This is a genomic window from Streptomyces sp. NPDC087300, assembly GCF_044744425.1.
In the GTDB taxonomy this organism is placed as follows: Bacteria; Actinomycetota; Actinomycetes; order Streptomycetales; family Streptomycetaceae; genus Streptomyces.
In genome coordinates, this window is record NZ_JBIUYI010000005.1 from 328,641 (window position 1) to 355,266 (window position 26,626).

At 69.5% G+C, this 26,626-nt stretch carries 21 protein-coding genes and 4 pseudogenes; 14 read left to right on the forward strand and 11 right to left on the reverse strand.

Features of this window, described 5'->3' with window-relative positions; all coding sequences use genetic code 11:
• The first annotated feature begins 50 nt into the window (after positions 1 to 50).
• Both ACIO9J_RS21715 and ACIO9J_RS21720 read left to right on the forward strand, forming a co-directional pair.
• Positions 51 to 1,154, forward strand: a complete 1,104-nt coding sequence (locus ACIO9J_RS21715) for an FAD-dependent monooxygenase (RefSeq protein WP_402001848.1) — start codon at positions 51 to 53, stop codon at positions 1,152 to 1,154.
• Between the two features lie 44 nt (positions 1,155 to 1,198).
• Positions 1,199 to 1,672 carry a hypothetical protein gene (locus ACIO9J_RS21720; RefSeq protein ID WP_402001851.1) on the forward strand — a complete coding sequence of 158 codons (474 nt, stop codon included), beginning with the start codon at positions 1,199 to 1,201 and terminating at the stop codon, positions 1,670 to 1,672.
• 133 nt (positions 1,673 to 1,805) lie between these two features.
• Here ACIO9J_RS21720 and ACIO9J_RS21725 read toward each other — a convergent pair whose 3' ends face one another.
• Positions 1,806 to 3,041: a hypothetical protein gene (locus ACIO9J_RS21725; protein ID WP_402001854.1), complete on the reverse strand. Its 1,236-nt coding sequence runs from the start codon at positions 3,039 to 3,041 to the stop codon at positions 1,806 to 1,808.
• Between the two features lie 363 nt (positions 3,042 to 3,404).
• Between ACIO9J_RS21725 and ACIO9J_RS21730 the strand changes: the two genes are divergently transcribed.
• The 4 genes and pseudogenes from ACIO9J_RS21730 to ACIO9J_RS21745 all read left to right on the forward strand — a co-directional run bounded on the left by ACIO9J_RS21730 (position 3,405) and on the right by ACIO9J_RS21745 (position 8,252).
• Positions 3,405 to 4,667 carry a GMC family oxidoreductase gene (locus ACIO9J_RS21730; RefSeq protein ID WP_402001856.1) on the forward strand — a complete coding sequence of 421 codons (1,263 nt, stop codon included), beginning with the start codon at positions 3,405 to 3,407 and terminating at the stop codon, positions 4,665 to 4,667.
• Between the two features lie 25 nt (positions 4,668 to 4,692).
• Complete coding sequence (locus ACIO9J_RS21735; protein ID WP_402001859.1) at positions 4,693 to 5,712, forward strand: NAD(P)H-dependent flavin oxidoreductase; 1,020 nt, start codon at positions 4,693 to 4,695, stop codon at positions 5,710 to 5,712.
• Positions 5,713 to 5,829: 117 nt separating this feature from the next.
• A pseudogene (locus ACIO9J_RS21740) lies at positions 5,830 to 6,543 on the forward strand (SDR family NAD(P)-dependent oxidoreductase).
• A gap of 1,019 nt (positions 6,544 to 7,562) precedes the next feature.
• Positions 7,563 to 8,252 (forward strand): annotated as a pseudogene (locus ACIO9J_RS21745) (nitroreductase).
• 398 nt (positions 8,253 to 8,650) lie between these two features.
• Here the strand turns inward: ACIO9J_RS21745 and ACIO9J_RS21750 are convergent.
• On the reverse strand, positions 8,651 to 9,412 hold the full coding sequence (locus ACIO9J_RS21750; protein WP_402001862.1) for a MerR family transcriptional regulator: 762 nt from the start codon (positions 9,410 to 9,412) through the stop codon (positions 8,651 to 8,653).
• Positions 9,413 to 10,163: 751 nt separating this feature from the next.
• Here ACIO9J_RS21750 and ACIO9J_RS21755 point away from each other — a divergent pair.
• The 4 genes from ACIO9J_RS21755 to ACIO9J_RS21770 all read left to right on the forward strand — a co-directional run bounded on the left by ACIO9J_RS21755 (position 10,164) and on the right by ACIO9J_RS21770 (position 16,432).
• Positions 10,164 to 13,526, forward strand: a complete 3,363-nt coding sequence (locus ACIO9J_RS21755; protein ID WP_402001865.1) for a hypothetical protein — start codon at positions 10,164 to 10,166, stop codon at positions 13,524 to 13,526.
• 74 nt (positions 13,527 to 13,600) lie between these two features.
• The gene (locus tag ACIO9J_RS21760; RefSeq protein WP_402001868.1) at positions 13,601 to 14,062 is read left to right on the forward strand and encodes a hypothetical protein; all 462 of its coding nucleotides are present in this window, start codon (positions 13,601 to 13,603) and stop codon (positions 14,060 to 14,062) included.
• Between the two features lie 238 nt (positions 14,063 to 14,300).
• The gene (locus ACIO9J_RS21765; RefSeq protein WP_402001871.1) at positions 14,301 to 14,828 is read left to right on the forward strand and encodes a hypothetical protein; all 528 of its coding nucleotides are present in this window, start codon (positions 14,301 to 14,303) and stop codon (positions 14,826 to 14,828) included.
• A gap of 62 nt (positions 14,829 to 14,890) precedes the next feature.
• On the forward strand, positions 14,891 to 16,432 hold the full coding sequence (locus ACIO9J_RS21770; RefSeq protein ID WP_402001874.1) for a trypsin-like serine protease: 1,542 nt from the start codon (positions 14,891 to 14,893) through the stop codon (positions 16,430 to 16,432).
• 559 nt (positions 16,433 to 16,991) lie between these two features.
• Here ACIO9J_RS21770 and ACIO9J_RS21775 read toward each other — a convergent pair.
• From ACIO9J_RS21775 to ACIO9J_RS21785, 3 genes are all read right to left on the reverse strand, one after another.
• Positions 16,992 to 17,648: a sigma-70 family RNA polymerase sigma factor gene (locus ACIO9J_RS21775; RefSeq protein ID WP_402001877.1), complete on the reverse strand. Its 657-nt coding sequence runs from the start codon at positions 17,646 to 17,648 to the stop codon at positions 16,992 to 16,994.
• A gap of 88 nt (positions 17,649 to 17,736) precedes the next feature.
• Positions 17,737 to 18,048 carry a hypothetical protein gene (locus ACIO9J_RS21780; protein WP_402001880.1) on the reverse strand — a complete coding sequence of 104 codons (312 nt, stop codon included), beginning with the start codon at positions 18,046 to 18,048 and terminating at the stop codon, positions 17,737 to 17,739.
• Between the two features lie 326 nt (positions 18,049 to 18,374).
• The gene (locus tag ACIO9J_RS21785) at positions 18,375 to 19,334 is read right to left on the reverse strand and encodes an ArsR/SmtB family transcription factor (protein WP_402001882.1); all 960 of its coding nucleotides are present in this window, start codon (positions 19,332 to 19,334) and stop codon (positions 18,375 to 18,377) included.
• A 105-nt stretch (positions 19,335 to 19,439) separates the two neighbouring features.
• On the opposite strand from ACIO9J_RS21785, the gene ACIO9J_RS21790 reads away from it, so the two are divergent.
• Positions 19,440 to 20,678 (forward strand): alpha/beta hydrolase, encoded by a 1,239-nt coding sequence (locus ACIO9J_RS21790; protein ID WP_402001885.1) that lies wholly within the window; start codon positions 19,440 to 19,442, stop codon positions 20,676 to 20,678.
• 91 nt (positions 20,679 to 20,769) lie between these two features.
• Positions 20,770 to 21,203: pseudogene (locus ACIO9J_RS21795) on the forward strand (hypothetical protein); the annotation flags it as partial.
• 39 nt (positions 21,204 to 21,242) lie between these two features.
• Here the strand turns inward: ACIO9J_RS21795 and thpR are convergent.
• Positions 21,243 to 21,866 carry an RNA 2',3'-cyclic phosphodiesterase gene (thpR, locus tag ACIO9J_RS21800; RefSeq protein ID WP_402001888.1) on the reverse strand — a complete coding sequence of 208 codons (624 nt, stop codon included), beginning with the start codon at positions 21,864 to 21,866 and terminating at the stop codon, positions 21,243 to 21,245.
• 46 nt (positions 21,867 to 21,912) lie between these two features.
• Here thpR and ACIO9J_RS21805 point away from each other — a divergent pair, with 46 nt between their 5' ends.
• Together ACIO9J_RS21805 and ACIO9J_RS21810 are read left to right on the forward strand one after the other, a co-directional pair.
• Positions 21,913 to 22,125: a hypothetical protein gene (locus tag ACIO9J_RS21805; RefSeq protein ID WP_402001891.1), complete on the forward strand. Its 213-nt coding sequence runs from the start codon at positions 21,913 to 21,915 to the stop codon at positions 22,123 to 22,125.
• Between the two features lie 1,143 nt (positions 22,126 to 23,268).
• Positions 23,269 to 24,078, forward strand: a complete 810-nt coding sequence (locus ACIO9J_RS21810; protein WP_402001894.1) for an SAM-dependent methyltransferase — start codon at positions 23,269 to 23,271, stop codon at positions 24,076 to 24,078.
• 25 nt (positions 24,079 to 24,103) lie between these two features.
• On the opposite strand, the gene ACIO9J_RS21815 is transcribed toward ACIO9J_RS21810, so the two are convergent.
• The 5 genes and pseudogenes from ACIO9J_RS21815 to ACIO9J_RS21835 all read right to left on the reverse strand — a co-directional run.
• On the reverse strand, positions 24,104 to 25,063 hold the full coding sequence (locus ACIO9J_RS21815; RefSeq protein ID WP_402001897.1) for a helix-turn-helix domain-containing protein: 960 nt from the start codon (positions 25,061 to 25,063) through the stop codon (positions 24,104 to 24,106).
• 80 nt (positions 25,064 to 25,143) lie between these two features.
• On the reverse strand, positions 25,144 to 25,383 hold the full coding sequence (locus tag ACIO9J_RS21820; protein ID WP_402001899.1) for a DUF397 domain-containing protein: 240 nt from the start codon (positions 25,381 to 25,383) through the stop codon (positions 25,144 to 25,146).
• A 523-nt stretch (positions 25,384 to 25,906) separates the two neighbouring features.
• The gene (locus tag ACIO9J_RS21825; RefSeq protein ID WP_402001902.1) at positions 25,907 to 26,107 is read right to left on the reverse strand and encodes a hypothetical protein; all 201 of its coding nucleotides are present in this window, start codon (positions 26,105 to 26,107) and stop codon (positions 25,907 to 25,909) included.
• A gap of 119 nt (positions 26,108 to 26,226) precedes the next feature.
• Positions 26,227 to 26,490, reverse strand: coding sequence for an FAD-dependent monooxygenase (locus ACIO9J_RS21830; RefSeq protein ID WP_402001904.1), 264 nt, complete (start codon positions 26,488 to 26,490; stop codon positions 26,227 to 26,229).
• Positions 26,415 to 26,606 (reverse strand): annotated as a pseudogene (locus ACIO9J_RS21835) (ISKra4 family transposase); the annotation flags it as partial. The gene ACIO9J_RS21830 and the pseudogene ACIO9J_RS21835, both read right to left, overlap by 76 nt.
• Positions 26,607 to 26,626 lie beyond the last annotated feature (20 nt).

Sequence of the window (26,626 nt, forward strand, 5' to 3'; positions counted from 1 at the left end):
TTGAACAAGCGTATTGACCATATGGTCAAGTCGGCTCTACGGTTGTGCTCATGACGAAGCCGAAGCGGATCCTGATCTCGGGTGCCAGCGTCGCGGGCCCGGCCCTCGCTCATTTCCTGCGCCGTGACGGTCATGCGGTGACCGTGGTCGAGCGGGCCCCCGACCTGCGGGACAGCGGGTACGCGGTGGACTTCCGCGGTGACGCGTTCGATGTGCTCGCGGACCTCGGCGTACTCGACGAGGTGCGGGCGAACGACACGAAGATGCGTGGCACGGCCGTGGTGGACGAGGACGGAGCCGAGACCGGGCAGCTGCCCGCCGAGGTGTTCGCCGGTGAACTCGAAGTGCCCAAGCGGAACTTGACCGAGATCCTGCACCGGCTGACCGCACCGCACGTGGAGTACCTATTCGACGACACCATCACCGAGCTGACCGAACACGAGCACGGCGTCTCGGTCCGCTTCGAGCGGTCCGCGGACCGCGAGTTCGACCTCGTGATCGGCGCGGACGGCGTCTACTCGACGGTGCGCCGCCTGGCGATGGCCCCGCACGCCGACGTGGTGCGGCACCTGGGCATGTCGGGTGCGGGGTTCACCACCGCCAACCATCTCGGCCTGCGGCGCAGCGGAGTACTTCAGCAGGGCAGCGGCACCACGGTGTATCTGTTCAGCACGGGTGATGCGGACAGGCTCACGGTCAGCCTCTCCTTCGCCACCGACTCGCCCTCCCTGGACCGGGTCCCGCGGGCCGAACAGGAGCAGGCGGTACGCGCGGCGTTCGCCGGGCGCGGCTGGGAAGTGCCCCGGCTGCTCGAAGAGATGACTCGCGCCGAAGACTTCTACTTCGCCTCCGCCTGCCAGGTCCACCTCGACACTTGGTCGCGCGGTCGGATCGCGCTCATCGGCGACGCCGCCCACTGCGCCGCACCGACCAGCGGCATGGGCACCTCGCAGGCGCTGATCGGCGCGCGGGAACTGGCCCGGCAGCTCACCGCCGCCGGGGACGACCACGTCCGGGCCTTCGCCGCGTACGAGAAGGAGTTGCGCCCGTACGTCACCGCGAACCAGGAGGCGGGCGCGCAGGCGGCGGAGATGTTCGGCGCGGGGGAGGCCCCCACGGCCCCCACGACCTCCACAGCCCCCACGGACGACTGACACGAGCGCCGGGATTGTCACAGGCGCCAAGTAGCCTCAGGCGTATGGGGATACAGATCGATGTCGTGGCCGGGTATCCGGTCGAGGACGAGGTGCGGCAGGTGCTCGCACTGGCCGAGGCGGTAGGCGAGCCGATCACCGTCACGTTCATGTGGGAGGGCCGTGACGAAGCCGAGCACGTCGTTCTGGTGCCCGCGGCCACGCTGGCGCTGTGGGAGCACTGGGCGCCTGCCGCCTACCCGGTGAAGGGCACGGGGGACGAGAGCGGAGCCGAACCGGAGCAGCGGGAACTGGCCCATCCGCAGGAGTTCGGGGAGTTCACGCTCCTCCGCCGCCGCGTGGGACGTCGTACGGCGGTGGTGCGCGGTGGCGTCGTGGTCGCCGAGCTCGTGGACCCGGGCGAGGCGCACTGGCTCCAGGAGCAGTGCCGCGAGGTCCGCCAGGGCTTCATGGACCCGAAGCAGCGGGCCGCCTTCGAGGAGTTCCTCGCCCGGCAGCCACCGGTCGGCGAACAGTGACGCGGCCGGGCGCCCGTTCATCCGGCAAGCGCGGGTACGCGGCGCGCTCGGCAAGCGCGGGTTCGCGGCGCGCCCCGCACGAAACCGGTAGGTCCCGGGTTCACGTGCGGGGCCGCTCACAGGGTGGGGGCCGTCAGACCCCGATCAGGTCGTACGTACCCGTAGCGTCCGGCCTGCCGCCCGAGTACTGGCGTATGAACTCCCCGTCCGCGTACCGGTCGTGGCCCATCATCGAGCCGGTGTACTTGTTCTGCACACCGATCTTCGAACTGCCGGGCACGTCGCGGTAGATGTAGAAGCGCTGGAGGTCGTCCTCCGTGCAGGAGGCCGTCGTCACGACAGCCCGCTCGGTGGACGCGTTCTGCGCGGCGATGGTCGCGCACCCGCCGTTGCCCCAGTTCCACAAGGACGCCTCGATGACGCCGTCGCGTTCCGTCACGTTGCACAGACGCCAGTTGTCCAGGTGGGCGCTGAAGATCGACGAGGGTCGCAGGCGGACACCGTCGTCGGCCAGGAGCGGCGCGCCCCAGGACAGGGGCTTGCCGGGCACGGCGATCTTGTAGACGGCGGCCTGGCAGTCGAGAGCGGCCCGCGAGCTACGCCCGGTGGCCTTGGGGCGGTCGGCGGACGTGCCGTTGGTGGGTGCCGGGTGCTGCGCGAGGCCGTCCCGCTGCTGCTTCGCGGTCGGCGCCACCGCACCCGCCGGGTGCTCCGCCTTCGCGGCGGCCGACCCGCAGTCGAGGAGGCTCTGCGCCTTGGCCATGATGCTGCCCGCGGGCACGTTGTCCTCGCAGCGCACCGCGCCTTCCTCAAGGGTGGTGAACGTGGTGAAGTTGCCGCCGTCGGGCCCCTCGATCCACTTCAACGCCCAGGTGCCGTCGCCCTGTTGGACGCGGTTGCAGTTGAGGCTTCCGTACGTCCCGGTGACCTTCTTGGTGCCCTTGTAGGCGCCGTAGTAGCCGGGCCGGCCGAAGTTCCACGTGACCGTGTTCGACTCGGTGCTGGTGGAGGAGTAGTCGACCTTCACGTTCAGGCCCAGGCTCGCGCCGACCTTGGTGAGGGCGTCGACGGCGAAGCTGCCCTCGACGTTGCCGTTGAGGCCGACGGAGACCGAGATGGTCGTCTGGGTGCTGGTGGTGACGGTCTGGGTGCCGGTCGTGCCCTCGGTGACGTACCAGCCCTTGAAGTGGGTGATGGTCGGGGTCACTTCGGTGGACTTGATGTACGGGTGGCGTGTGCCGAGGTCGGCCGCCGTACAGGTGCCGCCGGCCTGGGGCGCGGCCGTGGCGGCGGGCGCCGCGGCGGCCGGTGAGGCAGCGAGTCCCATGGTGGTGACCGCGATGGCGGCCGCCGATGCGGTGACTGCCATGAGGGATCTACCGAATTGACGTACGGGTCTGACGGATCTGACGGATCTGACGGGGCCTATCGGTCCTACGGAGCGCATCGTCGCCTGTTCCCCCTGGTCGGGTGTGGATCCGGTCGGGAGTGAATGTAGCGGCCACAGAGGGTGGTGGTGTGAGGCCTGAACGGGCCACAAATGATCACGGAGGGGCCTGTTCCTCTCCGTGCTGCGCGCTGAACTCGCCCTGGACCAAAGCGAATGCCCCGGGCGGGCGCCTTCACGTGGCCGATTTCCGCGTCCTCGCCGCGCTCCGGCCAAGGAGACAATGCGGACGCCTCGGGGGACCGGCCGAAGAGAACCGAGGACGCGTACCAGGAAGTGATGAGCATGCCGGAACATGACTTCATCGTGGTCGGTGCGGGCACCGCCGGCTGTGTGCTCGCGGCCAGGCTGTCCGAGGACGCGAGCACGCGTGTCCTGCTGGTCGAGGCCGGTGGCGCTCGGATGCCACCCGAGCAGCGCGTGCCTTCGGTGTGGCCGGGCCTGCTGCAAGGACCCGCGAGCTGGGGCGAGTTCACCGCGCATCCGGTGATCGAGGCATGCCTGGAGGCGGCCTCGGAGACGGGGTACGCGCGGGCCGCCGACATCAGCGGCGGCCTGGAGGAGGGTTTCGGCCTCGTGGACCTGAACATCGTGGACGGCAGGCGACAGAGTGCCGCCGACGCCTACCTCGCGCCGGTCCTGGACCGCCCCAACCTGACCGTCGTGACCGACGCCCTGGTGCACGGCCTGCGCATCGCCGGCGGGCGCTACCACGGTGTGGAGTACCGGGTCGGCGCCGAGACGGTGAGCGCGGACTGTTCGGGCGAGGTCGTCCTGGCCGCAGGCACCATCGGCTCCGCGCAGCTGCTGCTCCGGTCCGGGGTCGGCCCACGGCCGCACCTGGCGGACGTGGGTGTCGGGACCGTCCTGGACCTGCCGGGGGTGGGCACCGGTCTGCACGACCACCCGATCGCCGGCGTCGTGTTCGGCGCGACGCGCACGGTATCCCTGCGGGAGAGCGGCAACCTCGGGGAGGCCATCGGTCTCGTACGCAGTGATCCGAGCCTGGACGCACCAGACCTTCAAGTCCTCTTCGTCGAGGCCCCGACCCATCTGCCCTCGGTCAAGGGGCCTGAGAACGGCTACACCATCGCCGTCGCCCTGATGCGCCCGCGCAGCCGCGGCACCGTACGCCTCGCGAGTGCCGCACCGGACGCGTCGCCGCTGCTCGATCCGGAGTTCTACGCCGATGAGCGTGACATGGCGGCGGTCATCGCCGGCGTACGGCTCGTCCGGGAGATCGGCGCCGCGCAGGCGCTCGCTCCGTGGGGCGGTGCCGAGGCGCTCCCCGGGCCGGGCACGGAGGACGACGACGCGATCCGTGCGTATCTGAGCCGGACACTGGCCTCCTACTGCCACCCGGTGGGCACCTGCCGGATGGGCGACGACCCCCTCTCCGTGGTCGGCACCGACCTCCGCGTCCACGGGATCGAGGGGCTGCGGGTCGCCGACGCCTCGGTCCTCCCGTCCATCCCGTCGGCCAACACCGTGGCCACCGTGTACGCCGTGGCCGAGCGCGCCGCGGACCTGCTGCGTGCCGACCACTAGAGACAGAGTCCAGGGAGGAACCGACATGAGCGTGCTGTCCACCCGGCTGACCGAGAGGTTCGACGTGCGGTACCCGTTCGTCTGCGCCGGAATGGCATTCGCCGGCGGAACCGCCGATCTGGCGGTGGCCGTCTCCGACGCGGGCGGCATCGGCGCGGTGGGCGCCGGGCTCATGCCCCCGGACACCCTCCGGCAGGTCATCCACGAGATACGGAAGGGCGTGGGCGCCGCGCCGTTCCACATCAACCTGATCAGCTACTTCGACACCGCCGACTCCGTCCGCGTCTGCGCCGAGGAACAGGTGCCGATCGTCTCCTTCCACTGGGGCCACCCGCCCGCCGAGCAGCTCGGGCGGCTGCGCGAGGCCGGGGTGTCGGTGTGGGAACAGGTGGGCTCCGCCGAGGCGGCCCGGCACGCCGTCGAGGACGGGGTGGAGGTCGTCGTCGCGCAGGGCTGGGAAGCGGGCGGGCACAACTACGGTGGTCTGCCCACCATGGTCGGCGTGCCCGCCGTCGTGGACGCGGTGGGGGACCGGGCGCTGGTCCTCGCCGCGGGCGGGATCACCGACGGGCGCCAGGTCGCGGCGGCCCTGTGCCTGGGCGCCGACGGCGTGTGGGTGGGGACCCGCCTCGTGGCCTCGCACGAGGCGCAGGTGCATCCCGAGCACCACCGCCGAATGGTCGCCGCCCTGGGGGAGGACACGGTACGCAGCGGGATCTTCGGACCCGAGTGGCCGGAGTTCAACCCGATGCGGGTGCAGCGCGACCGCGTGGTGGAGGAGTGGAACGACCGCCTGGACCAGGTCCCGGCCGACCGGGACGCGCTCGAACAGGTCGGCACCACGGTCTTCCAGGGCGAGGAGACGGTGCTGCGCAAGTTCAACGTGCTGCCGCCCGTGCCGGTGACCGAGGCCGACTGGGAGGAGATGCCCTGGCTGATGGGACAGGGCGTCGGCCTCGTCCACGACATCCGGCCGGCCGGAGACATCGTCCGGGAGGTGATGGAGCACGCCGAACAGGTTCTGACGAGTCGTCAACGACCTTGAAGGGCTGGCACGTTCTGTGATGTGACCCGGCAGCGGTCCTGAACGTCTGGCGCGCGACTCATGGGGCGAGCTGCGCCGGTCCCGGAGGATCCCACCCCACGTTCCGGAAGGTCCACCATGAGCTCTCAGGAACCAAAGGTCGCCGTCATCACGGGCGCGTCGCAGGGCATCGGCGCCGAACTGGTTGCTGCCTACCGCAAGTTCGGCCATCGGGTCGCGGCCACCTCGCGTACGATCGCCAGCTCCCCGGACCCGGACCTCGTCACCGTCCAGGGAGACATCTCCGACCCCGCGACCGCCGAGCGGGTCATCGGCGCGGCGGTGGAGCGGTTCGGCCGCGTCGACACCCTGGTCAACAACGCGGGGATCTTCCTCGCGAAACCCTTCACCGACTACACGCGGGACGAGTTCGCCGCGGTGATCGGCGTGAACGTGACCGGCTTCTTCCACCTCACCCAGCGGGCCGTCGGACAGATGCTCACCCAGGGCGCCGGGCCCATCGTCACCATCACCTCCAGCCTGGTCGACCACGCCGACTAGCACGTCCCCTCCGTACCGACCTCGTTGGCCAAGGGCGGTCTGCAATCCGCCACCAAGTCGCTGGCCATCGAGTACGCCGCGCGCGGCATCCGGGTCAACGCCGTGTCGCCCGGGATCATCAAGACCCCCATGAATCCCGAGGAGACACACGCGGCCCTCCGCGGCCTGATCCCGGCCGGCCGCCTGGGCGAGCCGAGCGACATCGTGGACGCGGTGATCTACCTGGAGAACGCTCCGTACGTCACCGGCGAGATCCGCCACGTCGACGGCGGTCAGAGCGCCGGGCACTGATTCCCTCTCTCCTCCTGATCGTCTCCTGGTTACCGATGGGCTGTGGTGAGTGCGAAGTGGCCAAAACAAGGAACGTCGTCGTCTTCGGCGACGAGATCTCCGATGCGTCGGGCACCAGGGTGACTTCGACGGGCGGGAGGAGGGGGCGGCTGCGTCTCCGCGGCGGATCAGGTACGTGAACTATGCCAGGGGAGGGTGCGTTGTCGCCGGAGCCGGAGCCGGAGCCGGAGCCGGAGCCGGAGCCGGGGCTGGGGCGCTCACCCGCGGGCTCGGCTCTCTCAGTTTCCTCAGGGGGCAGGTGGAGGACTATCTGGCCCAACGCGCTTTCCTGGGAGAGGAGTTCGAAGGCCCCACCCTGCACGTCCTGTGGGCCGGTCTCAACGACTTCGTCACCGCGGAGCGGCCCGACCCCGCCCGAGAAGGAGTAGGAGCAGGGGCCTTTCCGGCGGTGATGGAGACGCGGTCACTGATCGAATCGATCGTGTCCGCTTCTCCCGGGACCGAGACCGAGCAGTACTTCATGGTCGTCGACCTTCCGAACGTGTACAGCGGCGAGCCCGAGATCGACCGCTACAACGCGCTCCTCGCGACCCTCGTGGCCAACTGGCCGCAAGAAGCGGGCGCACCCGCCCGGGACCACGTCCACCTGGTGACCATGAGCAAGTGGATGGAACACGTCTGCCACGAGCCGGCGGCCTGGCAGCTGTCGAGCGGCTCCCAGCCGACAGGGGTCCGCCCCTTCTACGACGCCGGTACAGCACCGGCACCGGCACCGGTACAGGCGCCGACACCGGACCGCGACCCCGTCCCCGCAGAGGTCCGCCGCTGTCTCACCACCAGCACCCCGCACCATCCGACCCAGGCGGTCCACAGCCTGATGGCCCGCTACTTCCTGGCCACGCTGCTGAAGAACGGGCACGCGATGGGCAGGCTCGACAACGACACCTGCCCCCTCGAATCCCCCCTGAGCACCCTGCCCCTGGACATCCCCACCACCTGCGCCCGGAAGGCGGATCACCGTGGACGTCTACGAAGCGGTCAGGAGCCGGCGGGCGGTGCGGGGCTTCACCGACCGCCACGTCCCGAGAGACGCTGGAGCGCGTGCTGACCGCCGCGGCCTGGGCGCCCTCCGGGTCCAACCTCCAGCCGTGGCACGCCTACGTACTGACCGGCGGACCGCTGGCCGAACTCAAGAAGCGCGCCGGTGAGCGGCTGGCCACCGGCGACCTCTGGGACAGCGCGGAGTACGAGATGTACCCGTCGGAGCTGAAGTCCCCGTACCGCGACCGCCGGGCCGCCTTCGGCGAGCAGCGCTATGGAGCACTCGGCATCCCCCGTGGAGATCTGGAGGCGGCCGGCGAGCCGCCTCGGCGAACTGGGACTGCTTCGGCGCTCCCACCGCGCTCTTCTGCTACATCGACCGCACCATGGGGATGCCCCAATGGTCCGACGTGGGCATGTACCTGCAATCGGTCATGCTGCTGCTTCGCGCGGAGGGGCTGCACAGCTGTACGCAGATGGCCTGGGCCAAGTTCCACCGGACCGTCGCGGAGGTCCTGTCGCCCCCGGACGAGCTGATCCTCTTCTGCGGCATGTCGATCGGCTACGAAGACGAATCGGCGACCGGACCCCGCACGGGCCGAGCACCGCTCAAGGAGACGACCACGTTCGTCGACGATCTCAACCCGCGTGTTCCCCGGAGCGGTTGAGGCAGGAGGGTGATGAGCTCCCACCGGTCCGGAGCGAACGCGCTGGTGTGGCAGCCGCGTTGGGCCTCTTCGTCCCAGCCCCAGACGGCAGTGACGTAGGTGCTCATGGCGGCCTTGTGTAGCGAGAATCCGTACTCTTCGTCCGCGGTGGTGGTGGGCCTCAGGCCGATGACTGTCATGCCATCCTCTCCATGAAGCGTCATGCGGAAGACTGCGAGTGACCATCCCTACCCGCTCGCCACCGCTGAAGAGCGACACGCGCACCTGGTTGATCAGCTCAACCTCGCCTGCGCCGACACACGGCGGAAGCCGACGACCTGTGATCCCCTCCCGGAGCGGTAGCGGATTCGGCGGCGGACAGGGCCGCCGCACCCCCGTTGCGGCGGCCCTATCCCGGCTCAGGACAGCCGCGTCGCGGCGTACGCCTCGATGGCGGCCCGCTGGTACGCGGCCATGCCTGGCGCGATCGCCTCGTACACCGCGCGCCAGTGTTCGTTCTCCACGCAGGTGCGCCCGATCGCGCGGTACTCCTCGGCGGTCGCTTTCCGGATCCGGGCCAGCGTCCGGTACTGGGTGTCGATCTCGGCCTGCACGGCGTCGGCGTCCGCGGGCAGGCCGACGGCCAGCAGTTCCGCGAGGCGGATCATCCGCGCCGTACGCTCGCGCTCGTCGGCCTCGCTCTCGGCCCCGCTCAAGGCCGAGGCGTGCCGCTCGACGGCACCGGCCAACTCCGGGAAACCGTGCAGGGCCCTCATGCAGTGGGCGGACCGGATGCCCTCGAACAGGTTCTCCGGCCTGCTGATGGTGATCATGCCTGTGCCGTCCTTCCTGGACTGCTCCAGTTCGGTGATCGTGTGGGCGACGGTGCCGGCCAGGGCGTCCAGCCGGTCACGCTCGACGAGCAGCCGACGGTAATGGCCCCGCAGGGCCTCCAGTTCGTCGACCTGCGCGGCCAGGATCCGGCCGATCTCAGGCAGTCCGAGGCCCAGCGCCCGCAGCACGAGAACCTGCTGCAACCGCAGCAGTTCGCGCTCCTCGTAGTAACGGTGACCGTTGGACCCGATCCAGGCCGGCGGCAGCAGACCGATCTCGTCGTAGTGCCGCAGTGTCCGGGCCGTCACCCCTGACATGCGGGCGACCTCCGCGATCGGCCAGGCCATCGCCGCCTCCCTCACACACGCTTCACCGGGCCAGAATCTCCGGCCCCGCTCAGGACGGTAGAGGCTTCCGCTGCGGCACCTTCAAGCCCCGCTCCCAGGCTCCCAGGTCGGGCACTGCTCGGCGCCCGCCCGGACGGTGCTCACGAAGTCGCCGTGACGAGCTGCCACCTGAAGCGCGGTCAGGTGTGCACGACGTGCGGTCCTGGGGCGAACCGCCTCGAACGTCGTAGCTTTCTACGAAATCCTTCAGGGGGTGGGAAGTCCGGTCGAGCTTACGCAGGAACCCTTTAAAAATAGGTATTTCGCTCGGCTGAGGTGGCTGTCTTTCGCAACCCCTTCCGAGTGGGCGAGAGTTGGGCAATGCGGAGGTAAAGCGGCCTGGTGGCATGGGTGGTCTGTGGTCCTCCCCGATTTACACAACAACCCTCCCGCAGGGCCCTCTCGTTACGATTTTGCAATCGAGAACTTGATCCCAAAATGTCCACTTTGGGGGATTGTTGGGCTGTTCTAATGAAGTAGCCACTCAAGGGGGATTTGAGTCGGGGTGTTTTCCGCTGCCCACCTGGGGAGAGGTGGCTCTTCGTGGCGGTCGATCATATGTCGAGTGGGGGTTTTCCTGTTGCCCCACTGGGGCTATTGAAAAGGTAAATCGGCAGCATGAAAACAATTAACAGGTAGCACGCCGGTTCTGAATTCTTGAGAAAGGGTCGTCTTCTTGACTGCCACCTTCCTAAGCCGACGCACACTCCTCGTGAGCATCGCCGCCGGAGCGGCCGTTGCCGCTGTCCCCACCCTCGGCAGCGGTCGCGCCCACGCCGCCGGTCTGCCCGACATTCCCGATGACGCGGGGCTGCCCGACACCGACCGGGGCAAGGCCGTCTGGGCGTACAAGCTCGGCGGCAAGGCGGTGAAGGAAGCGGCTACCGCAGCCCTGACGACCGGCTCCGTGAGCGCCTTCCTGGCGACCGGCTTCGACCGGGCCCGCGCCGAGGACAACAGGTTCGCCCTGTTCGAGTCCCTCGCCTACGCCGGGAAGTCGGTCAGCGACAGCGTCTCCACCGCACTGTCGGGCGGCGACAAGGCCATCGACACGTATCTGTCGGACGGCTGGCAGAAGTCCCTGGTGACCGACCTGCGCGTCGAGACGTTCACCGTCATGAACGGCGGCGGCAAGGCCGTCCAGCGCGAAGCGTCCAAGGCGCTGGCCGAGGGAAGCCGCAAGGCCCTCGACACGTTTCTGACCGACACCCAGTACACGGCCCACGCCGAGGACGAGAAGGTCGAGGTCTTCACCCTCCTCAACGGCGCCTCGCCGGAGGTGAAGAAGTACGCCGAGCGGGCACTGGCCGACGGAACTCCGGAGGCGATCCACTGGTTCCTCGCCACCGGCCAGCACATCGCCCGTGCCCGCGACGAGGAGAAGGCGACGATCGATCAGCTCGTCGCCATCGTCGAACGCGAGGGCAGGCAGGCGAAGGCGACCACGGAACGCGCCGTCGCCGCGTCCGACCAGGCCAAGGCAGCGGCTGAGAAGGCCAAGCAGGCCGCCCTCAAGGCGGCCGAGGAGGCCAAGGCGGCCAAGCAGGACGTGCAGAAGGCGGCCAGTGCCGCCAACAACGCGGCCGGCGCCGCCCGCGGCGCGGCCGCCGCGGCGACGACCGCGATCTTCGCCTCGCGGACCGCACAGGCCGCCTCCTCCCGAGCCACCCGCGCCGCACAGGCCGCGGCCGCCGCGGCCGCCACCGCGGGCCGGGCCGCCTCGCGCGCCTACGGCGCCGCCATCGCCGCCTCCAAGGACGCCTCCCAGGCCCGCGCCGCGCGCCTGGCCGCCGAGGGCGCCAGGGACGCCGCGAAGAAGGCGCGCACCGCGGCCAAGGCCGCCGACGCCGCGGTGACCGCGTCGAAGCAGGCTTCCGCGGCGGGCGGTTCCGCCGCCTCCGCGGCCCGGAACGCCGCTGCCGCCGCGACCGCGTCGGCCGACGCCGCCGACGCCGCCGGGGTCGCCACCTCCCAGGCCCGCGAGGCACGCCAGGCCGCGGGCGAAGCGAACTCCGCGGCCGCTCGCGCCACCCGCGCCGCAGCAACCTCGCAGTCCCTGGCCAACAGGGCGGCCGCCGCGGCCGCGGCCGCGCACCGCGCCGCCAACTCCGCCGCCGACCACGCGGACAAGGCCGCCGACGCCGCCGAGGACGCCGCGAAGAACGCGGGCAAGGCAGTCGAGTACGCCAAGCGCTCCACCGCCTACGCCGAACAAGCCGTCAAGGCCGCCAACACCGCCATGGACGCGGTCAAGGAGGCCCAGGAGGTCGAGAAGGCGGCCCGCGAAGCCGAGACCAAGCGGATCGAGGAGGACACGCAGGCAGGCATCGCACTCGCCCGCGTACAGGCGAAGCAGGAGGCCGAGACCCTCGACCGCGTCGAGCGCCAGCGGGACTTGGCCGACCAGACCGACAAGACGACCAAGGACCTCATCGCCGGGGCCGAGCAGGCCCTCGAGGCGGGGGACCGGACCAAGGCCGCCGCGACGGGCCGCGAGGCCACCGCGAGACTGCTGAACAGCCACGGCACCTGGACCAGGGCGGCCGCCGAGTTCGCCCTCGCCGGAACCGATGCGGACGTCCTGAACTGGATCGACGTCGACCGGGTCGCCGCCCAGCGGCAGGACGACCGCGAGAGTGTCCTCGTACTCGCCGAGGTCGCCCCGGCGGCCGTGGCCGAGGCCGCGCAGAAGGCCATCGACAGCGACGACCCGGACGCCGCCACCGCGTTCCTGGAGACCGGCCGGATCAAGGCCTCCCTCACCGACAACCGCGTCGCGGTCTTCAAGATCCTCGGGCTGCAGCCCGGCAAGGCCGTCAAGGAGGCAGCCGAGGCCGCTCTCTCCGACGGCAGCGCCGAGGCACTGGACCGGTTCCTGACCTCGGGCCTCGGCGGGGCGCTTCAGGAGGACGACAAGGTCGAGGTCTTCCGGCTGCTGAACGACGGCGGCCCGAATCTGAAGTCCGCCTGCCAGGTGGTCCTGGAGGGCCCGGCGCGGATGCGGCGCTTCTTCGTCGCACGGGACCACCACCACATCGCGCAGGTCGACCACGACGCCGCCAGTCACGTCTCGGCGATCCGCGCGTCGATCGCGCACGCCGCGAAGGTGGCCGCCCAAGCGCTCGAGGACGCCGCGCACGCCTCCAAGGCGGCCGCGGAGGCCAGGAAGGCCGCCAAGGAGGCCTCCGATTGGGCGATCAAGGCGAAGAACTACGCGGACGACGCCTCGGAGTCGGCCGGCGAAGCACGCAAGAACGCGGCGGCGGCCGACGCGTCCGCGGAGAAGGCCCGGAACTCCGCGCAGAGCGCGAAGAAGGCCGCAGCCACCGCCCGCACCGCTGCCCGCACGGCGAACTACGCGGCCAACCAGGCGTACGACTCCGCAGGCAGCGCGGTCGCATCGGCCAACTCCGCGCAGGCCTCCGCGGCCAAGGCGAAGGCGTCCGCCGTCCAGGCGGGCAAGGACGCCAAGGCCGCGGCGGCGGCCGCCAGCGAGGCCCGCAGCATCGCCATCGCCAAGCGGCAGGCCGAGGCCGTCGCCGCGGCCAGGCAAGCCGTCCGCAAGGCCAAGGAAGCCAAGGCGAACAACAAGAACCCCGCCGACACCTCGGCCAACGACCAGTGCAAGGTCGAACAGCCGGGGACCTGGCTCGGACACAACGCCCAGGAATGGCAGGACGCGACCTCGCAGGCCAGCACCGTCCTGGGAACGCTGAGCCTGGGAGCCATGGGCCTGGGCGGTCTCGCACTCGTCACCGGGATCGGCGCCCCGGCCGCGCCGTTCCTGTTCGCCGCCGGGGCCGTCCTGGGAGGCGCGTCGTGGGTGGCGCAGGGGTTCAACGTCCTCGCGCACGGCTTCGACGACCGCATAGGACGCGGCTGGTGGAGCGCGCAGTTCAAGGAGTCCCTGGGCATGTTCGCGCTCGGCGGCATCTTCATGGGCAAGGGAGCGATCGCCGGCAAGCTCGGCTACGGCTTCGAGATCGCCAAGAAGGGCGTGAAGAACGTGGGCTCGGCCGTCAGCGACGCGGTCGGCGGGATCGTCACCACGACCATTGGCTGGCTGACCTGGTAGCGGGGTTCCGTCCCTCGAGGGAACGTCCCGTGAGGGAACGTCCCGCTAGAGAAGAAGAAAACTGAAGGAGACGGGTGGCGGAACCCGACCGCCACCCGTCCGTTCACCCGTCCTGTCTGAGAGAGTTCTTCATGTTCGGTTCCGGCCTTTCCGTCGGCCAGTGGTTGGTGCTCGCGGCTGCGTCATCTCCTCTTCCCGGCCTCGCGATGCTGCCGTACATCCGGAAAGCGAAGAAGAAGGCACTGGTTCCGCTCTTCTTCATCGTTCCCGCCGGCCTCGGAGCGTTCGGCATCTGGGGGAGCGCCGCGGCCCGTGGCTCCGGCGCGGCCGAGTCCCTCGAGATGTACGCCTGGTGCATGGCGGGTCTGGCCCTGCTCATCGTCCTCGGCCGTCCCCAGATCAAGAGGAACGAAGAACTTCAGGCTGCGGGCAAGGAGATGGAGCAGCCGTCGGGTCTCTATATGGCGGTGGTCTTCGTGTCCCTGGGAATTGCCGCCGTACTCGCTTTCCTTGTCAGGAAATACCTCATCGGGTGACCCCTCGTCCCGCGTGACGGGTTCCACATCCGATCATGCGGATCCATGCCTTTCCCCGTCATATCCGGCTGGACTTTCCGCGGGGGGAATGATTGTGTTGACATCGCTTCCGGCGGAGAACGCGTACGCGTTCCCTTTCCTCCTTTCCTGGGTGCACAGAAAGCCCGCCGGTCTCCCTCTCCCCACCCCCCTTTCTCATTCCCTTTTTATTTCCCTTTCGTGAAGAGGACATCACTTGATGAATCCCGTACGACGGATCTGCGTCATCGGCGCTGCCGCGGCGGCCGGTGCCGCCGCGATCGCCGCCCTGCTCCCCTCGACCGCCTCCGGCGACGCCGTGGCTCAGCCCCGGGTGGACGGCAGCAAGGCGGTCGCGGCCGCCGACAGTCAGCCCGGCTACGCGGTCGAGGACTTCAACTACCCCGACGCGGACCGGATCCTCAAGGACAAGGGCATCGTCCTCAAGCGCGGCGACGGCCACATCACCCTCGCCGAGTGCGGCTCCGCCAGCGGCCTGATGGAGGTCTACTCGCGGCGGAACGACAGCATCTGCTTCAGCACCACCGGCACCTCCGGCTACCTCACCATGGAGATCCCCGCCGTATACGGCGTGAAGACCAGTGCCATGGACGCCGATCTCAAGCTGAGCGCCGAAGGCAAGCAGTCGACGGTCGCGGTCGACAAGAACACCTTCAAGCCGGTCGGCGAGACCGTCGACCCGGGCGGCCGTGAACACGTGCTCCTGGAGATCTGCACCTCCAAGTAGCCCCCGCCTTGCAGTACTTCACCAGTTCACAGTCCACGGTCCACGAACAAAGGACGAAACACGTGTCCGGCAGCAAGACCCGCTCGGCGCGGGCGCCCCGTCTCCTGGCTGCGGCTCTCGCCTCAACCATCTGTGCCCCCGCGATCGCGATGCTCGCCACGGCTCCCGCCGCCCACGCCCTGACAGGCGACCGCGCCCCGGCCGGCGACCACTCCTTCACCGCCCAGCTCCACATCGGCGGGAAGGACCCCCAGCGCGGCTGCTCCGGCGCGGTGGTGAGCAAGCAGTGGCTGCTCACCGCGACGAGTTGCTTCGCGTCCACCCCCGGCGTCGACGTCCAGGCCGGGAAGCCGGCTCTGAAGTCCACGGCCACGGTGGGCAAGCAGAGCATCGACATCATCGAGGTGGTCCCGCGTGACGACCGCGACGTCGCCATGGTCCGCCTGGCGCGGCCCGTCGCCGACATCACTCCGGTGCCCGTGGCCGGCGATGCCCCCGCCGCGGGCGAGACGCTGACCGGTGCCGGCTTCGGCCGCACGAAGACCACCTGGGTGCCGGACGCGCTGCACACCGGGTCCTTCCGGGTGGACTCCACCGACGGCACCACCGCCGCCCTGACCGGTCTCGACGGCGCGTCGGTCTGCAAGGGCGACGCGGGCGGGCCCCTGCTGCGCGTCAAGGGCGGCAAGGCCGAACTGGTCTCGCTGCACAGCCGTTCCTGGCAGGGCGGGTGCCTCGGCTCGCAGGCCACACGCACCGAAGCGGTGGACGCACGGGTCGACGACCTGGCCGGCTGGGTCAAGGACGTCAGCCACCGTGACAAGATCCACCCCGCCGACATCGACGGCGACGGCAAGGCCGACCTCCTCGTCCACCGCACCAACGGCGACGTGGTCTACCACCGCAACCTGGGCAGCCGTTTCGCGGCCGGCACGGTCATGTCCTCCGGCTGGGGTCGCTTTGTCGACGGCAAGGACTTGGGCCGTCTGTACTTCTCGGATGTGACGGGTGACGGCAAGGCCGACCTGGTCGTACACGGTCGTGACGGCAAGGTCGTCGTCCGCAAGAACATGGGCGCCCACTTCGATGGTGGGACCGAGTGGACGAGTGGCTGGGGTCGCTTTGTCGACGGCAAGGACTTGGGCCGTCTGTACTTCTCGGATGTGACGGGTGACGGCAAGGCCGACCTGGTCGTACACGGTCGTGACGGCAAGGTCGTCGTCCGCAAGAACATGGGCGCCCACTTCGATGGTGGGACCGAGTGGACGAGTGGCTGGGGTCGCTTTGTCGACGGCAAGGACTTGGGCCGTCTGTACTTCTCGGACGTGACCGGCGACGGCAAGGCCGACCTCGTCGAGCATCGCCGGGACGGCAAGGTCGTCGTCCGCAAGAACATGGGCACCCACTTCGACGGCGGCACCGACTGGTCCTCCGGCTGGGGACGCTTCGTCGACGGCACGGACATGGGTGTCCTGCGGTTCGCCGATGCGAACGGTGACAAGAAGGCCGACCTCTTCGCCTACGTGATCAACGACGGCACTGTCTCCGTCCGCAAGAACATGGGCAGTTACTTCGACGGTGGCACCGTGATGCTCACCCTCTGACAGGTCCTCCAGGGCCGCAGCCGGACAGCAGCAGTCCGGCTGCGGCCCTTCTGTCGTGGTGGCCGCTCTGTCGTGGTAATCGCCTTGTCGTGCGGCTGCCTTGTCGGGGTGGGCGACGGCTGCCCAGGCGTCCGCTCTCGCACCACCCACCCGCCACTCACCCACAACAGAACTGGCTGTCAGCCGCGCGCAGGTGAGGGTGGCGCCACGTCCGACGGCGCTGACGGCGCTGACGACGGTGGCACGGGCTGCGGCGCCGGCGACGAAGGCTTGGTGCTCCTCTCGTGGGGGTGCGCCGGTTCGACGGGCGCTTCCCCGCCCTGCCGGTCGACCCAGCCCAGGGTCAGCAGGACGCAGGCCAGGACCGCCGCGAGCGCGAGCAAAGTCAACGCGGTCGCACGGAGAGGGAAACGCCTGCCCGCCTGCTCGGACGGCGGGGTCGGGCGCCGCAGGGAGTGAGGGCCGACCGTACGCGCCCGTGCGTCCAACGCGGCGCGCAGCCGGTCTTCGAGCAGTTCCTGCCCGGGACCTGGGCCGGGACCGTGCCCGTCCTTCGGGGTCATCGAGTACCTCCCAACTGCCTGCTCAGTGCGTCCAGCGCCCGGCTGGCGGTGGACTTGACCGCGCCGCGAGAGAGATCGAGGGTGGCGGCGATCTGGGCCTCGGTGAGGTGGGACCAGTAGCGCAGCACGAGCACCTCGCGCTGGCGCCGGGTGAGCCGTCTGACCGCTTCGAGCACCTCACGGTGTTCCTCGGCCAGCAGGACGTGCTCGTCGACAGGCGGAACGTGGCCCTCACGCTCGGGTGTGTGCGCACGGGCCGTCCTGCGGCGGCGCAACACGGAACGGGAGCGGTTCACCACGCTCGTCCGCAGGTACGCCTCCGGCTCGTCCACGCCTTCCAGGCGGGCGCCGTGTCTGCGGAAGAGCGCCGCGAAGGCGTCCTGCACGACGTCCTCGGCGGTCGGCAGATCGTCGACGAGGAACAGCGCGAGACGGACGAGGTCCAGGCGGCGGTGGTGATAGAGGTCGTCGATCCCGGGTCCGGAATCGCCCGGCGTGGAGAGGGGCGTGGTCGGCACGGACACCGACTGCCGTATCCCGGGCGGTGGTTGACCCGTACGAGCCAGGAGCCCGCGCAGCAGACGATCCCACCCACGGCGCAGCGCGCTGGTGGCGGGGAAGGCGGGGACGACCGGGTACGTCGCTGTCCTCATGGTTCTCCTGGACGCGGGGCGTGCGGGCCGCCGGGTGATCGGCCCGGCGGCCCTCCTACGGCTTGCGGCTACGGCCTGCGCTGCGACGTCACTTCACAGCCGGGCGAGCGGGGGCCGGGGACGGCGCTTCGTGTCCGGGCTTCCCGGGCGCCGGGGACGGCGCCTCGTGCTGGCCCTTGGCCGGAGCGGGAGCGGGCGCCCTGTGCTTGCCCTTGCCCGGCGCCGCGGACGGACCCCGGTCGGGCGTCGCGTGCTCGGCCGCAGCGGAACCGGACTTGGCCGGGGCCGGGGCGGGATCGGCGGAGGCGGCGTGTGCCACCGCGCCACCGCCCAGGGCGAGAGCGGCGATGGCCGTCGCGGCGCCCAGGGCCTTGCGGGTGGAGACATGACGCAGGGACATGCGGTTCCTCGATTCGTGCTTGTGGTCGTGCTTGTGGTCGGGGTCGATGCATCAAACGAAGGCGCCTTCACCCCGACAGACGTCCGGGCCCCGGGGAGGTTGCAGGTAGCCGCGAAGTTTTCACGGGCACTTTCACCCGGGGGCGGCGACGGCACGGTCCCGCCGGTGCGGCTCGGGTCTCCCCGGTTGGGAGAGCCCCTGGAGTCGGATCGCTATGGCTGCCCCATGGGAGCGGCTCAGCGACGGCTGGTGCCGTGTCCGCGTACGTTCACCGCTCCGCTGGCCCTGCCCGCACCAGAAGCCCCCGTGGCAGCTCGACGCGAACCCTACGCGTCCTGCCGCAGCAACAGACCGCCGAGCGCGGTGCGCCGATGCAGTACCGACTTGCCGGCCCGCGAAGTGGAGATCAGTCCGGCGCCGCGCAGAGCCGCGGTGTGGGCCGAGACCGTGGCGGCGCTGACGCGGAGCCGGCGGGCGAGTTCGGTCGTGGTGTGTTCATCGGCCAGCAGGTGCAGCAGCTCGACGCGGGTGTTCCCGATCACCTTGACCAGCGCCTGCGGACCGGCAGTGCCATCGGGTCGTGGCGGGAAGCCGGTACCGGCCGGGTACGTGAGAGCGACCGGGCGGTCGGCGAGTTCGGCCAACAGCGGTCCGCCGGTCCAGTGGAAGCTGGGCAGGAGAAGCAGTCCGCGCCCGCCGAGGTGGACCTCCCGAGGCGGGCCCGGGAGCTCCCAAACACCCCTGTGCAGGCGGGCGCCGGGCAGCAGCCCGGTCAACACCGAACCGACGCCGCCTTCGGCGAGTTGCACGGCCCGTCGCACGAACTCGGCGTGGTGCAGGTCCTGCACCTGCGACCAGACCGGGCCGAGCAGCACCTCGTACGCGGCCATCTGCGCACGGTGGATAGATCGCCATGCCTCGGGGGCACCCCGGTGCAGGTCGTGGATCCACACCGGGGCGGGCGTGCGCGCGGGTGCGTAGACCCGTTCCAGTTCGGCACTGACCAACTCGGCCGGGGCCGAGCGGACCTGTTCCAGGGCCTCCGGGAGCGAGTCCGCCAGCACATCCAGGAAGCCCGGCGCCCGCCCGGCAGGGACGAGGTCCGCGAGCGGGAGGGTCGCCTCCGGCAGCGCGCGCAACGCCCGCCGTCGCCAAGCCCCGTGGAGCAGCTCACCATCCCTGCGGCACATCATCGCCAGCGCCAGGTTGAGCTCCTGGAGCGGCGCAGGCCGTGGCGCGAGGCTGACCCGGGCGAAGTCGTCGGGCGTGAAGTGGATCCGGAACACGGCTCCCCCCTCGCGTGTCGGCCCCACACTTGTCCCGAGTGCAATCCTTGAGCCCCAAACCTAAAGGATCGCCGCCACCAGGCCGGGCGCACCAGCATGCATGCCATGACTCGCGACTTCTCCGTCAGCCGACGCACCGTCACCGCCTCCGCGCTCCTCGGCTCCGCCGCGCTGATGCTCGGTGCAGGCGGCCGCGCCTACGCCAACTCCCGAACCTGCAAAGTGGATCCGGACCCGGTATCGGCCGACGCCGTACTAACCCTGCCCGCACCCACCGGCCCCCACCCCGTGGGATGCCAACCGCTGTACCTCGTCGACGACACCCGGTGCGACCCGTGGGACCCCGCGATCCCCGTACGGGAGCTCATGCTGACGGTCCATTACCCCGCCGGCGACGTCACCGGCCTCACACCGGCTGCACAACTGCCCCCGCAGGCCGCGATCTGGTTCGGACGGATAGCCCCGCTCACCCTGCTCCACCTGCCCGCCGCAGGTGTGGACTGGGGCGCCACCCGGTCCCACGCGTTCGAGGGCGCGCCGCCCCTGCCGGGCCGATGGCCGGTGCTGGTGCACAGCCCCGGTGGCGGCGACCCGCGCGGCCTGGGGACGTCCCTGGCCGAGGACCTGGCCAGCCACGGCGCCGTCGTCGTCTTGGTCGATCACCCAGGCGACGCCGCAGCGGTCGAGTTCCCGGATGCCCGGCCGTATCGGGACGACACCGTGCGAACGACCGTCTTCCGCAGCGATCCCCGGGACCAGCCGGACGTGGCCCGCACGATGATCGACGCGCGTATCGCCGATCTGCACTACGTCCTCGACCGGCTCCGGCACGCGGCCGAACTGCCCCTGCCGCGCGGCCTCGCCGAGACGCTCGACCTGCGCCGCCTCGGCGTGTACGGGCACTCCGCCGGAGGGAGCGCCGTGACCGAGGTGATGTACGAGGATCGGCGGGTGCGTGCCGGGATCAACCTGGAGGGCTACTTGGACTATCCGCCCTCCGCGCCGGGGACCGCCGCCGAACCGTTCCCCGTCGCGGAGAAGGGGGTTGACCGGCCACTGCTCCTACTCGGCAGCGAGGGGTTCGACCGACGGCAGGAAATGGATCGCTCCTGGTCGGCCGTGGCCGCGCTGTCGGGTCGACGGGTCCGCCGCGCACGCGTCGCTGACGCCAACCACTGGACCTTCACCGACTACGCAGCGATGCTTCCCCAGCTCCAGGTGGCCGGGTTGATGACGGCGGCGGAGAGGAACGCGCTGGTCGGCAGCGTCACACCAACCGTATCGATCCCCACGGTCCGCCATACGATCCGCAGGTTCTTCGCACGGCACCTGGCCGGCCACTGATCTGAAGCGACTGCTTCCGCACTCGCAGTCAGGATGTATTCAGGTTGTGGCTGGCACGGTCACGCCATGACTCAGGACTCATCGCACCCGGAAGGCCGGGCTCGGCCTGACGGGTGTGTCGGTACTGATGAGCGTTCTGCTGGCGGGAGTGTTCGTCGCCCAGTTCCGCACGCGTGCCTACAGGCCGGGCGTCTACTGGTCGGCTGTCGCGCTCATCAGCGTCGTGGGCACTCTGATCAGTGACAACTTGACCGACAACATGGGAGTGCCGCGGGAGTTGTCCACGGCGGTATTCGCCGTGCTTCGCTCGGCCTGGATGCGGTGTGGAGTTTCTGGATGGCGTACATCCTCACCCGGCCGCTGGGCGCGTCGATGGGCGACTACCTCTCGCAGCCCACCGGAGACGGAGGACTGGGCCTGGGCACGGTGGTCACCAGCGTGCTCTTCCTCGCCGTCATCCTCGGTCTGGTGGTCCACCTCTCGGTGACCCGCAAGGACACGACGCCGTCCTCCACGCCGGCCTGAACAGGCGCTCGCCCCAAGTGCCCGGCTCCGCGTTCCGCGTCACGTGAGCCGGGCCTGCGGCGGTTTCGGAGCGGGATGGCCGTGCCCGGTGACCAGGGTCCATGCGTCGACGTCCTGATAGCGCCGCGGGCCCGAGTGGCCTCTCTCCGTGCTGCCGACCAGATGGAGGCGTTCGGTCCGCCAAGGGCTCCCGGTGAAGCCGTCGAGGCAGACGGCAGCCTGTCCCACCGACGTGCTGTCGTAGCGGCGAGCGCGGGCCAGCGTGAGGTGGGGGCGCAGCGGACGTTCGGGGAAGACGGTGTCGCAGTCCCTGACCCGCGCACGTACCGCTTCGGCCAGCTCGTGCAGTGGGTCGAGATCGCCCCCGATGCCGCTCCACAGCACACGCTCGTCGAAGTGTCCGCCACCGAGCAGCGTCAGTTCGAGAGAGGGGCGGGTGGCCGCCAGTTCGGCGAGGGGTGAGCGGAGCCGCTGGACGGTGCGCATCGGTAGCTCGCCCAGGAACGCGAGGGTGATGTGCCAGTCCTCGATGCGGTTCCACCGCAGGTCGGGGTAGGCGGCATAGGCCGGACCCAGCGCGTGTGCCAGCTCCTTCTTGGCGCTGTCGGGCGGAGCGAGGGCGACGAACGCGTGCTGGGTGGCGGTCTGGGGTGGTTCGGTCACGGACGTCTTCATACCTCATCGCGTCCCGAGGGGTACGACGCGGACCATGTCCTCCCCGCAGTTCGGTGCCGATGGCGCCGTGTCGGGCGTCGGCACCAGGCCGATGCTCCGGGGCGATTCTTGGCGCCCCGGGCTATTCGGACGCGGAATCGATTTCCGCGAGCATTCCCAGTCGATTCAGCTCTCCGACCGATCAAATGTGATCGAGGAAGAGCTAATTGCCTGGGGTGACGAAATGAAATTACGTGGGGGGCGCTGACGGCCAGATCATCTGGTTCGGCGCGGTACGTTTCCTGTCGAGCCCCTTCGTGGGCCCGCCCGGGTTGGGCGCGCTACGCCTTCCCCGGGGACACGAAGCTCGAAGGAAACACATGAAAATGTTCGAACTAATGTGCCGAGGGCCAATGCTCTCCGGGCATTTGGACGTTACCAGCTGGCCCATCACTCCGGCAGGAATTCGCCGGGAATCAAGTGGCAGAGCGACAGTTCGGCTGAGCGCTCTTCTCGCCGCCTTCGTCCTCGTCTGGAACCTCATCACGGACGCGGGTGTGGACGCGGCACGGTCCGCCTTCATCGCGATGATGCTCGGATTCGCGTATCACGCGAGCATCGACGTGGTCTGGCGACGCCCACGCAGGCAGTAACGGTGGTGCGGTCTCGCGCCCTTGGGGGTGCGACACCAGGTTCGGCACCACGGGTCGACGCGAGGAGTGTCTTGTCTACGTCTTCATCACTTACCTTCGGGACCACCGGATGCCAAGGATCCGTTCCCTGCCAACCAACCCGGTCGACAAGGCCGTCAGGGGCATCTGCGCTGGAACTCGGCTGCCTGGCGTTCGCCGAACGGAACAGGCCACAGTACGTACGCTTTGCCTTGTCCCACCTGGCAGCCGAAGACGCGGCGTACGCCGCAGTCGATGCGACTCTCTTGTACGCCCGAGAGAGGTGGAGTTGGCTGCTGACCCAGCCGCGACTCGCAGCCCTGGTCTGGACTGAACTCAGGCGGCAGGTCAGCGCTCGCGCGGGCCGCGCGTCCGCAACCGTCACCGATACGGCCGCGCTCTGTAGGCGACTTCCGCGCGTCAGCGCCGACAGCGTGCTGCTGTGCCATGAGCTGAAGCTGCCGATATCCGAGGCGGCCGACCTCATGGGCGTGGACTCCGCCGCCGTCGCAGCCGGGTTGGAAGGTGCCCGGCGAAGCTTGCCTCAACTGCACGGCAGAGTACGGTCTTGAATCCGTTCTGATCCCGCGCCACCGAGCACTACCGGCGCATGCCTTTGCGCCAGTCCCCGCCATCCCGCGCCACCCATCACTCGAATCAGTGGTGGTGTGCTGCGTGCTGCCCTCCTAACATGGGCAGTTCACTTCGTGAGCAGCGGATCCAGCGAGGGGACTTGTCCGTTGACGGAACAGAAGCGAGTCGATCTGTCGGTGCCCAGTGCGGCACGCATGTATGACTGGCTCCTTGGCGGCAGCAACAACTACGCGGTCGATCAGGCCGCTGGCGAGCAGTTGTTGGAGGTGGCGCCGACATCGCGTGAGATCGCACTCCAGAACAGGTGGTTCCTGGAGCGGGTGGTGCGGGCTCTGGCGAAGGAGCACCACATTAAGCAATTCATCGACTTCGGCTCGGGACTGCCCACGCAGCGGAACGTGCACCAGATCGCGCAGGAAGACGATCCGGGGGCGCGCGTCGTCTACATCGACAACGACCCGGTGGTCCTGGCGCTCGGGCAGTCGCTGTTGGCCGAGAACGAGAACACCGCGATCTTGGCCGCGGACATGACGGACACGGACACCATCTTCGCGCACGACGACGTGGTACGGCTCATCGACCTGGAGGAGCCGGTCGCGGCGCTGTTCGTGTCCGTGCTGCACTGTCTGCCGGATAGTGCCGACCCCAAGGCCATGGTCGACCGTGTCATCGACCGTCTGGCGCCGGGCAGCTTCGTCGTGCTCTGCCAACTGGTGAGCGAGGACGCCGAGGTGCGGGACGCCGTCACCAAACTCATGAGTGAACAGACCCATGACAACTGGGGGAGGGTCCGTCAGAAGAGCGACGTGGACGAGCTCTTCGACCGGCTGATCGTGCAGGAACCAGGACTGCGCGACGTCACCGACTGGCGCCCCACCTCCGAACTCCAGCAACGCCAACGCAGCATCGAGTGGACGGAGTACGGAGGGCTGGGCCAGGTGCCACCTCGGCGGTAGGCGCGGTCCGAGGCCCGCGGGCGGGCTACCGGAACCACCTGATGGCGTCGTCCAGCAGTTTGCGGCTCTCGGTCAGCGAAGCGCACGCTTCTCCTTGGAGACGCAGTAAGAGCTGCTGGTGGCGCTCGAACTCCATGATCTTCTGTGTCCGGTCCCGGGCGGTCTGCACCGGCTTGCTGAGGTAGTCGGCCTTGAGATAGCCCTCGGTGTAGATGAAGTCGGGCAGACCGCCCCGGCCGAACTTGAGTTCCGCCATGGAGCCGGCCATCGAGGCCTCGTTGCCCGCCAGGGGGCGGTCCAGCGGCACGAACCTGATGGAGACGCGCGGGCGGTCGGCGGCCTCGCGCAGAAACTGCATCTGCTCCCGCATCACGTCATCGGGCCCGACGCGTCGGCGCAGGACGGACTCGTCCATCAGGAACGTGCACTGCGGGGGGTCAGGCTGGTCCAGAACGCGCCGCTGCCGCTCAAGGCGTTGCTGGAGGCGCAGTTCCAGCTCGTCGCCGTTCTGCTCGTTCAGGTGGAGGCCGGTGCGGATGACGGCCTCGGTGTACTGGTGCGTCTGGAGCAGACCGCAGACGAGGCGTACGTCGTAGGTGACCAGGTGCACCGCCATCGACTCCATGCCCAGGAGGCGTTGCAGGTAGTCCGGGGTGACATCGGCGAACCGCTGCTGGAACCATTCCGGCTCCGTGGAGCGCTCCAGGAGCACGATCATCGTCTCGCGCTCGGACGCGTCGATCGGCAGCACTTGGATGATCTGCTCGACGGTGCGCGGCTCGACCTTCGCCTCAGCGGTCTCCAGACGGCAGACCGTGGGGGTCGACACGTGGGCCCGACCGGCCAGGAACTTCTGCGTCCAGCCGGCGGAGTCGCGCGCCGTGCTGACCATGACGCCCAACATGATGCTGGCGGCCGTCCTCGTCACACCCGGCCCGGTGATGGGCCGGGCCAGGCGGACGATCGAATGGGGTTCCGGGGGCACGCTGTCTCCTTAGAGCGTTGTCACATCGATAGTGGCACGCCCATGTTGACTACGCCCGTCGAACCCGACGGCCCATAAGGCTAGTTGGGAACAGCCAGGTGATCGAACTCGCCCTTCTTCGCGCCGTCGAGGAACGCGTCGAATTCCTCGACGGTATAGACCAGCGCCGGGCCGTTGGCGTCCCGTGAGTTGCGCAGGGCGACACCTCCTCCCGGCAGGCCGACGGCCTCGATGCAGGTTCCGTTGGCCTCGGACTTGCGGCTCTTGATCCATTGCCCAGGGATGAGGCCGGCGCTCATCCCGTTCGCGTACTCCTGCATTGCTAGGTCCCTTCTGTTCGACGGGCCTGCACGATCGATTGATCGTCGGGTCCAGTGCCTGGGATCGTGCAGGTGGGAGGCGTATGAAATTCCGTCATGAAATTTCACCAGCGCCGCCCCCGAATGCTAGCGCCTGGGCTTCGAAAGAGGCTGTCCCACGAACGGGTGGCGTTGGTCGTATCCGTTGCTGGTAAGCCCGGCTATCAGAACTTGCGGAATGCCCAGCGGCGCAGTCGAGCAATCCACCCAGCCCTCGGAGGTGATCCCCCATGCCCGACGACCTCACCCCCGCCGCCCGTCCGGGACAGGCTGCCCCGTGCCAGCGGAGGTCGGGCGGCGCATCACGGTCGGCGCCGGTCCGTTCACGGTTCGCAAGCCGTAGCAACCTGCATGTGATGCCGACTGCTTGGCCTGCGGGAACACGAAGAACCCACACCGTGAGCTGAGGGCTTCGGGGCCGCTGGCCCTCCGTTCCGACCGGCCGGCGCCGCTCAACACGGACCGGTCAGGGGCGGCGGGTCGGTTAGCGGGTGCCGGGCATCACGTTGCCGCCCGACGCCATGTTGAAGACGTCGTGCTGGCTCGGAGAGAGCTGCGCGGTGTCCTGCAGCGCTACGTGCCCAGCGTTCCCGTTCCAGTTGCCCAGGGCCGTGGTACCGCCCGGCGCCGAGCCGGGGGCGAAGTCGAGCGGTACGCCGGCTCCAGTCGGGGAGGGTCCGAACATGGCGTCAGTGCCAGGGTCCTGGTCGGCAGCCTGTGCAGGGGCAGCAATGACGAGCGCGCTGAGTCGGTCCTCCGGGAGCCTAAGGTCGTCTCTCACGTTGTCTGAGTCGTCCAAGAGGGTCAGGAAAGTCCCATCGCTATCGATCGCCTGATACTCGGTGTGCGTGACCCTGGGACCTGTTCGACCGTGAGTCTGCCCACCGCGCGGCGCTCGGATTCGTAGTCGTCCAGGACTCTCGGACCGGCGTCGCCGCGCACCGCGGAGACCAGTTTGGCGGTGAGGTTCCAGGCGTCCTGGATGCCGGTGTCCAGTAGGCGTCGAAGTCGCCGTTGTCGTTCAGCGCGCGGAGTTTGAGGACGGCTTCGGCCCCGGCGAGGCCCCATCGGGCTCCGGTGATCTCCAGGCGGTCGCCGATGCGGTGCCGGCAGACGCCCTCGAACGCTCCGGTCGCTCCGGTCGCGATCGGCCAGCCGCTGGCGAGGGCGGTGTCGTAGCGGAGTTGATCGAGGTGACCGGTGA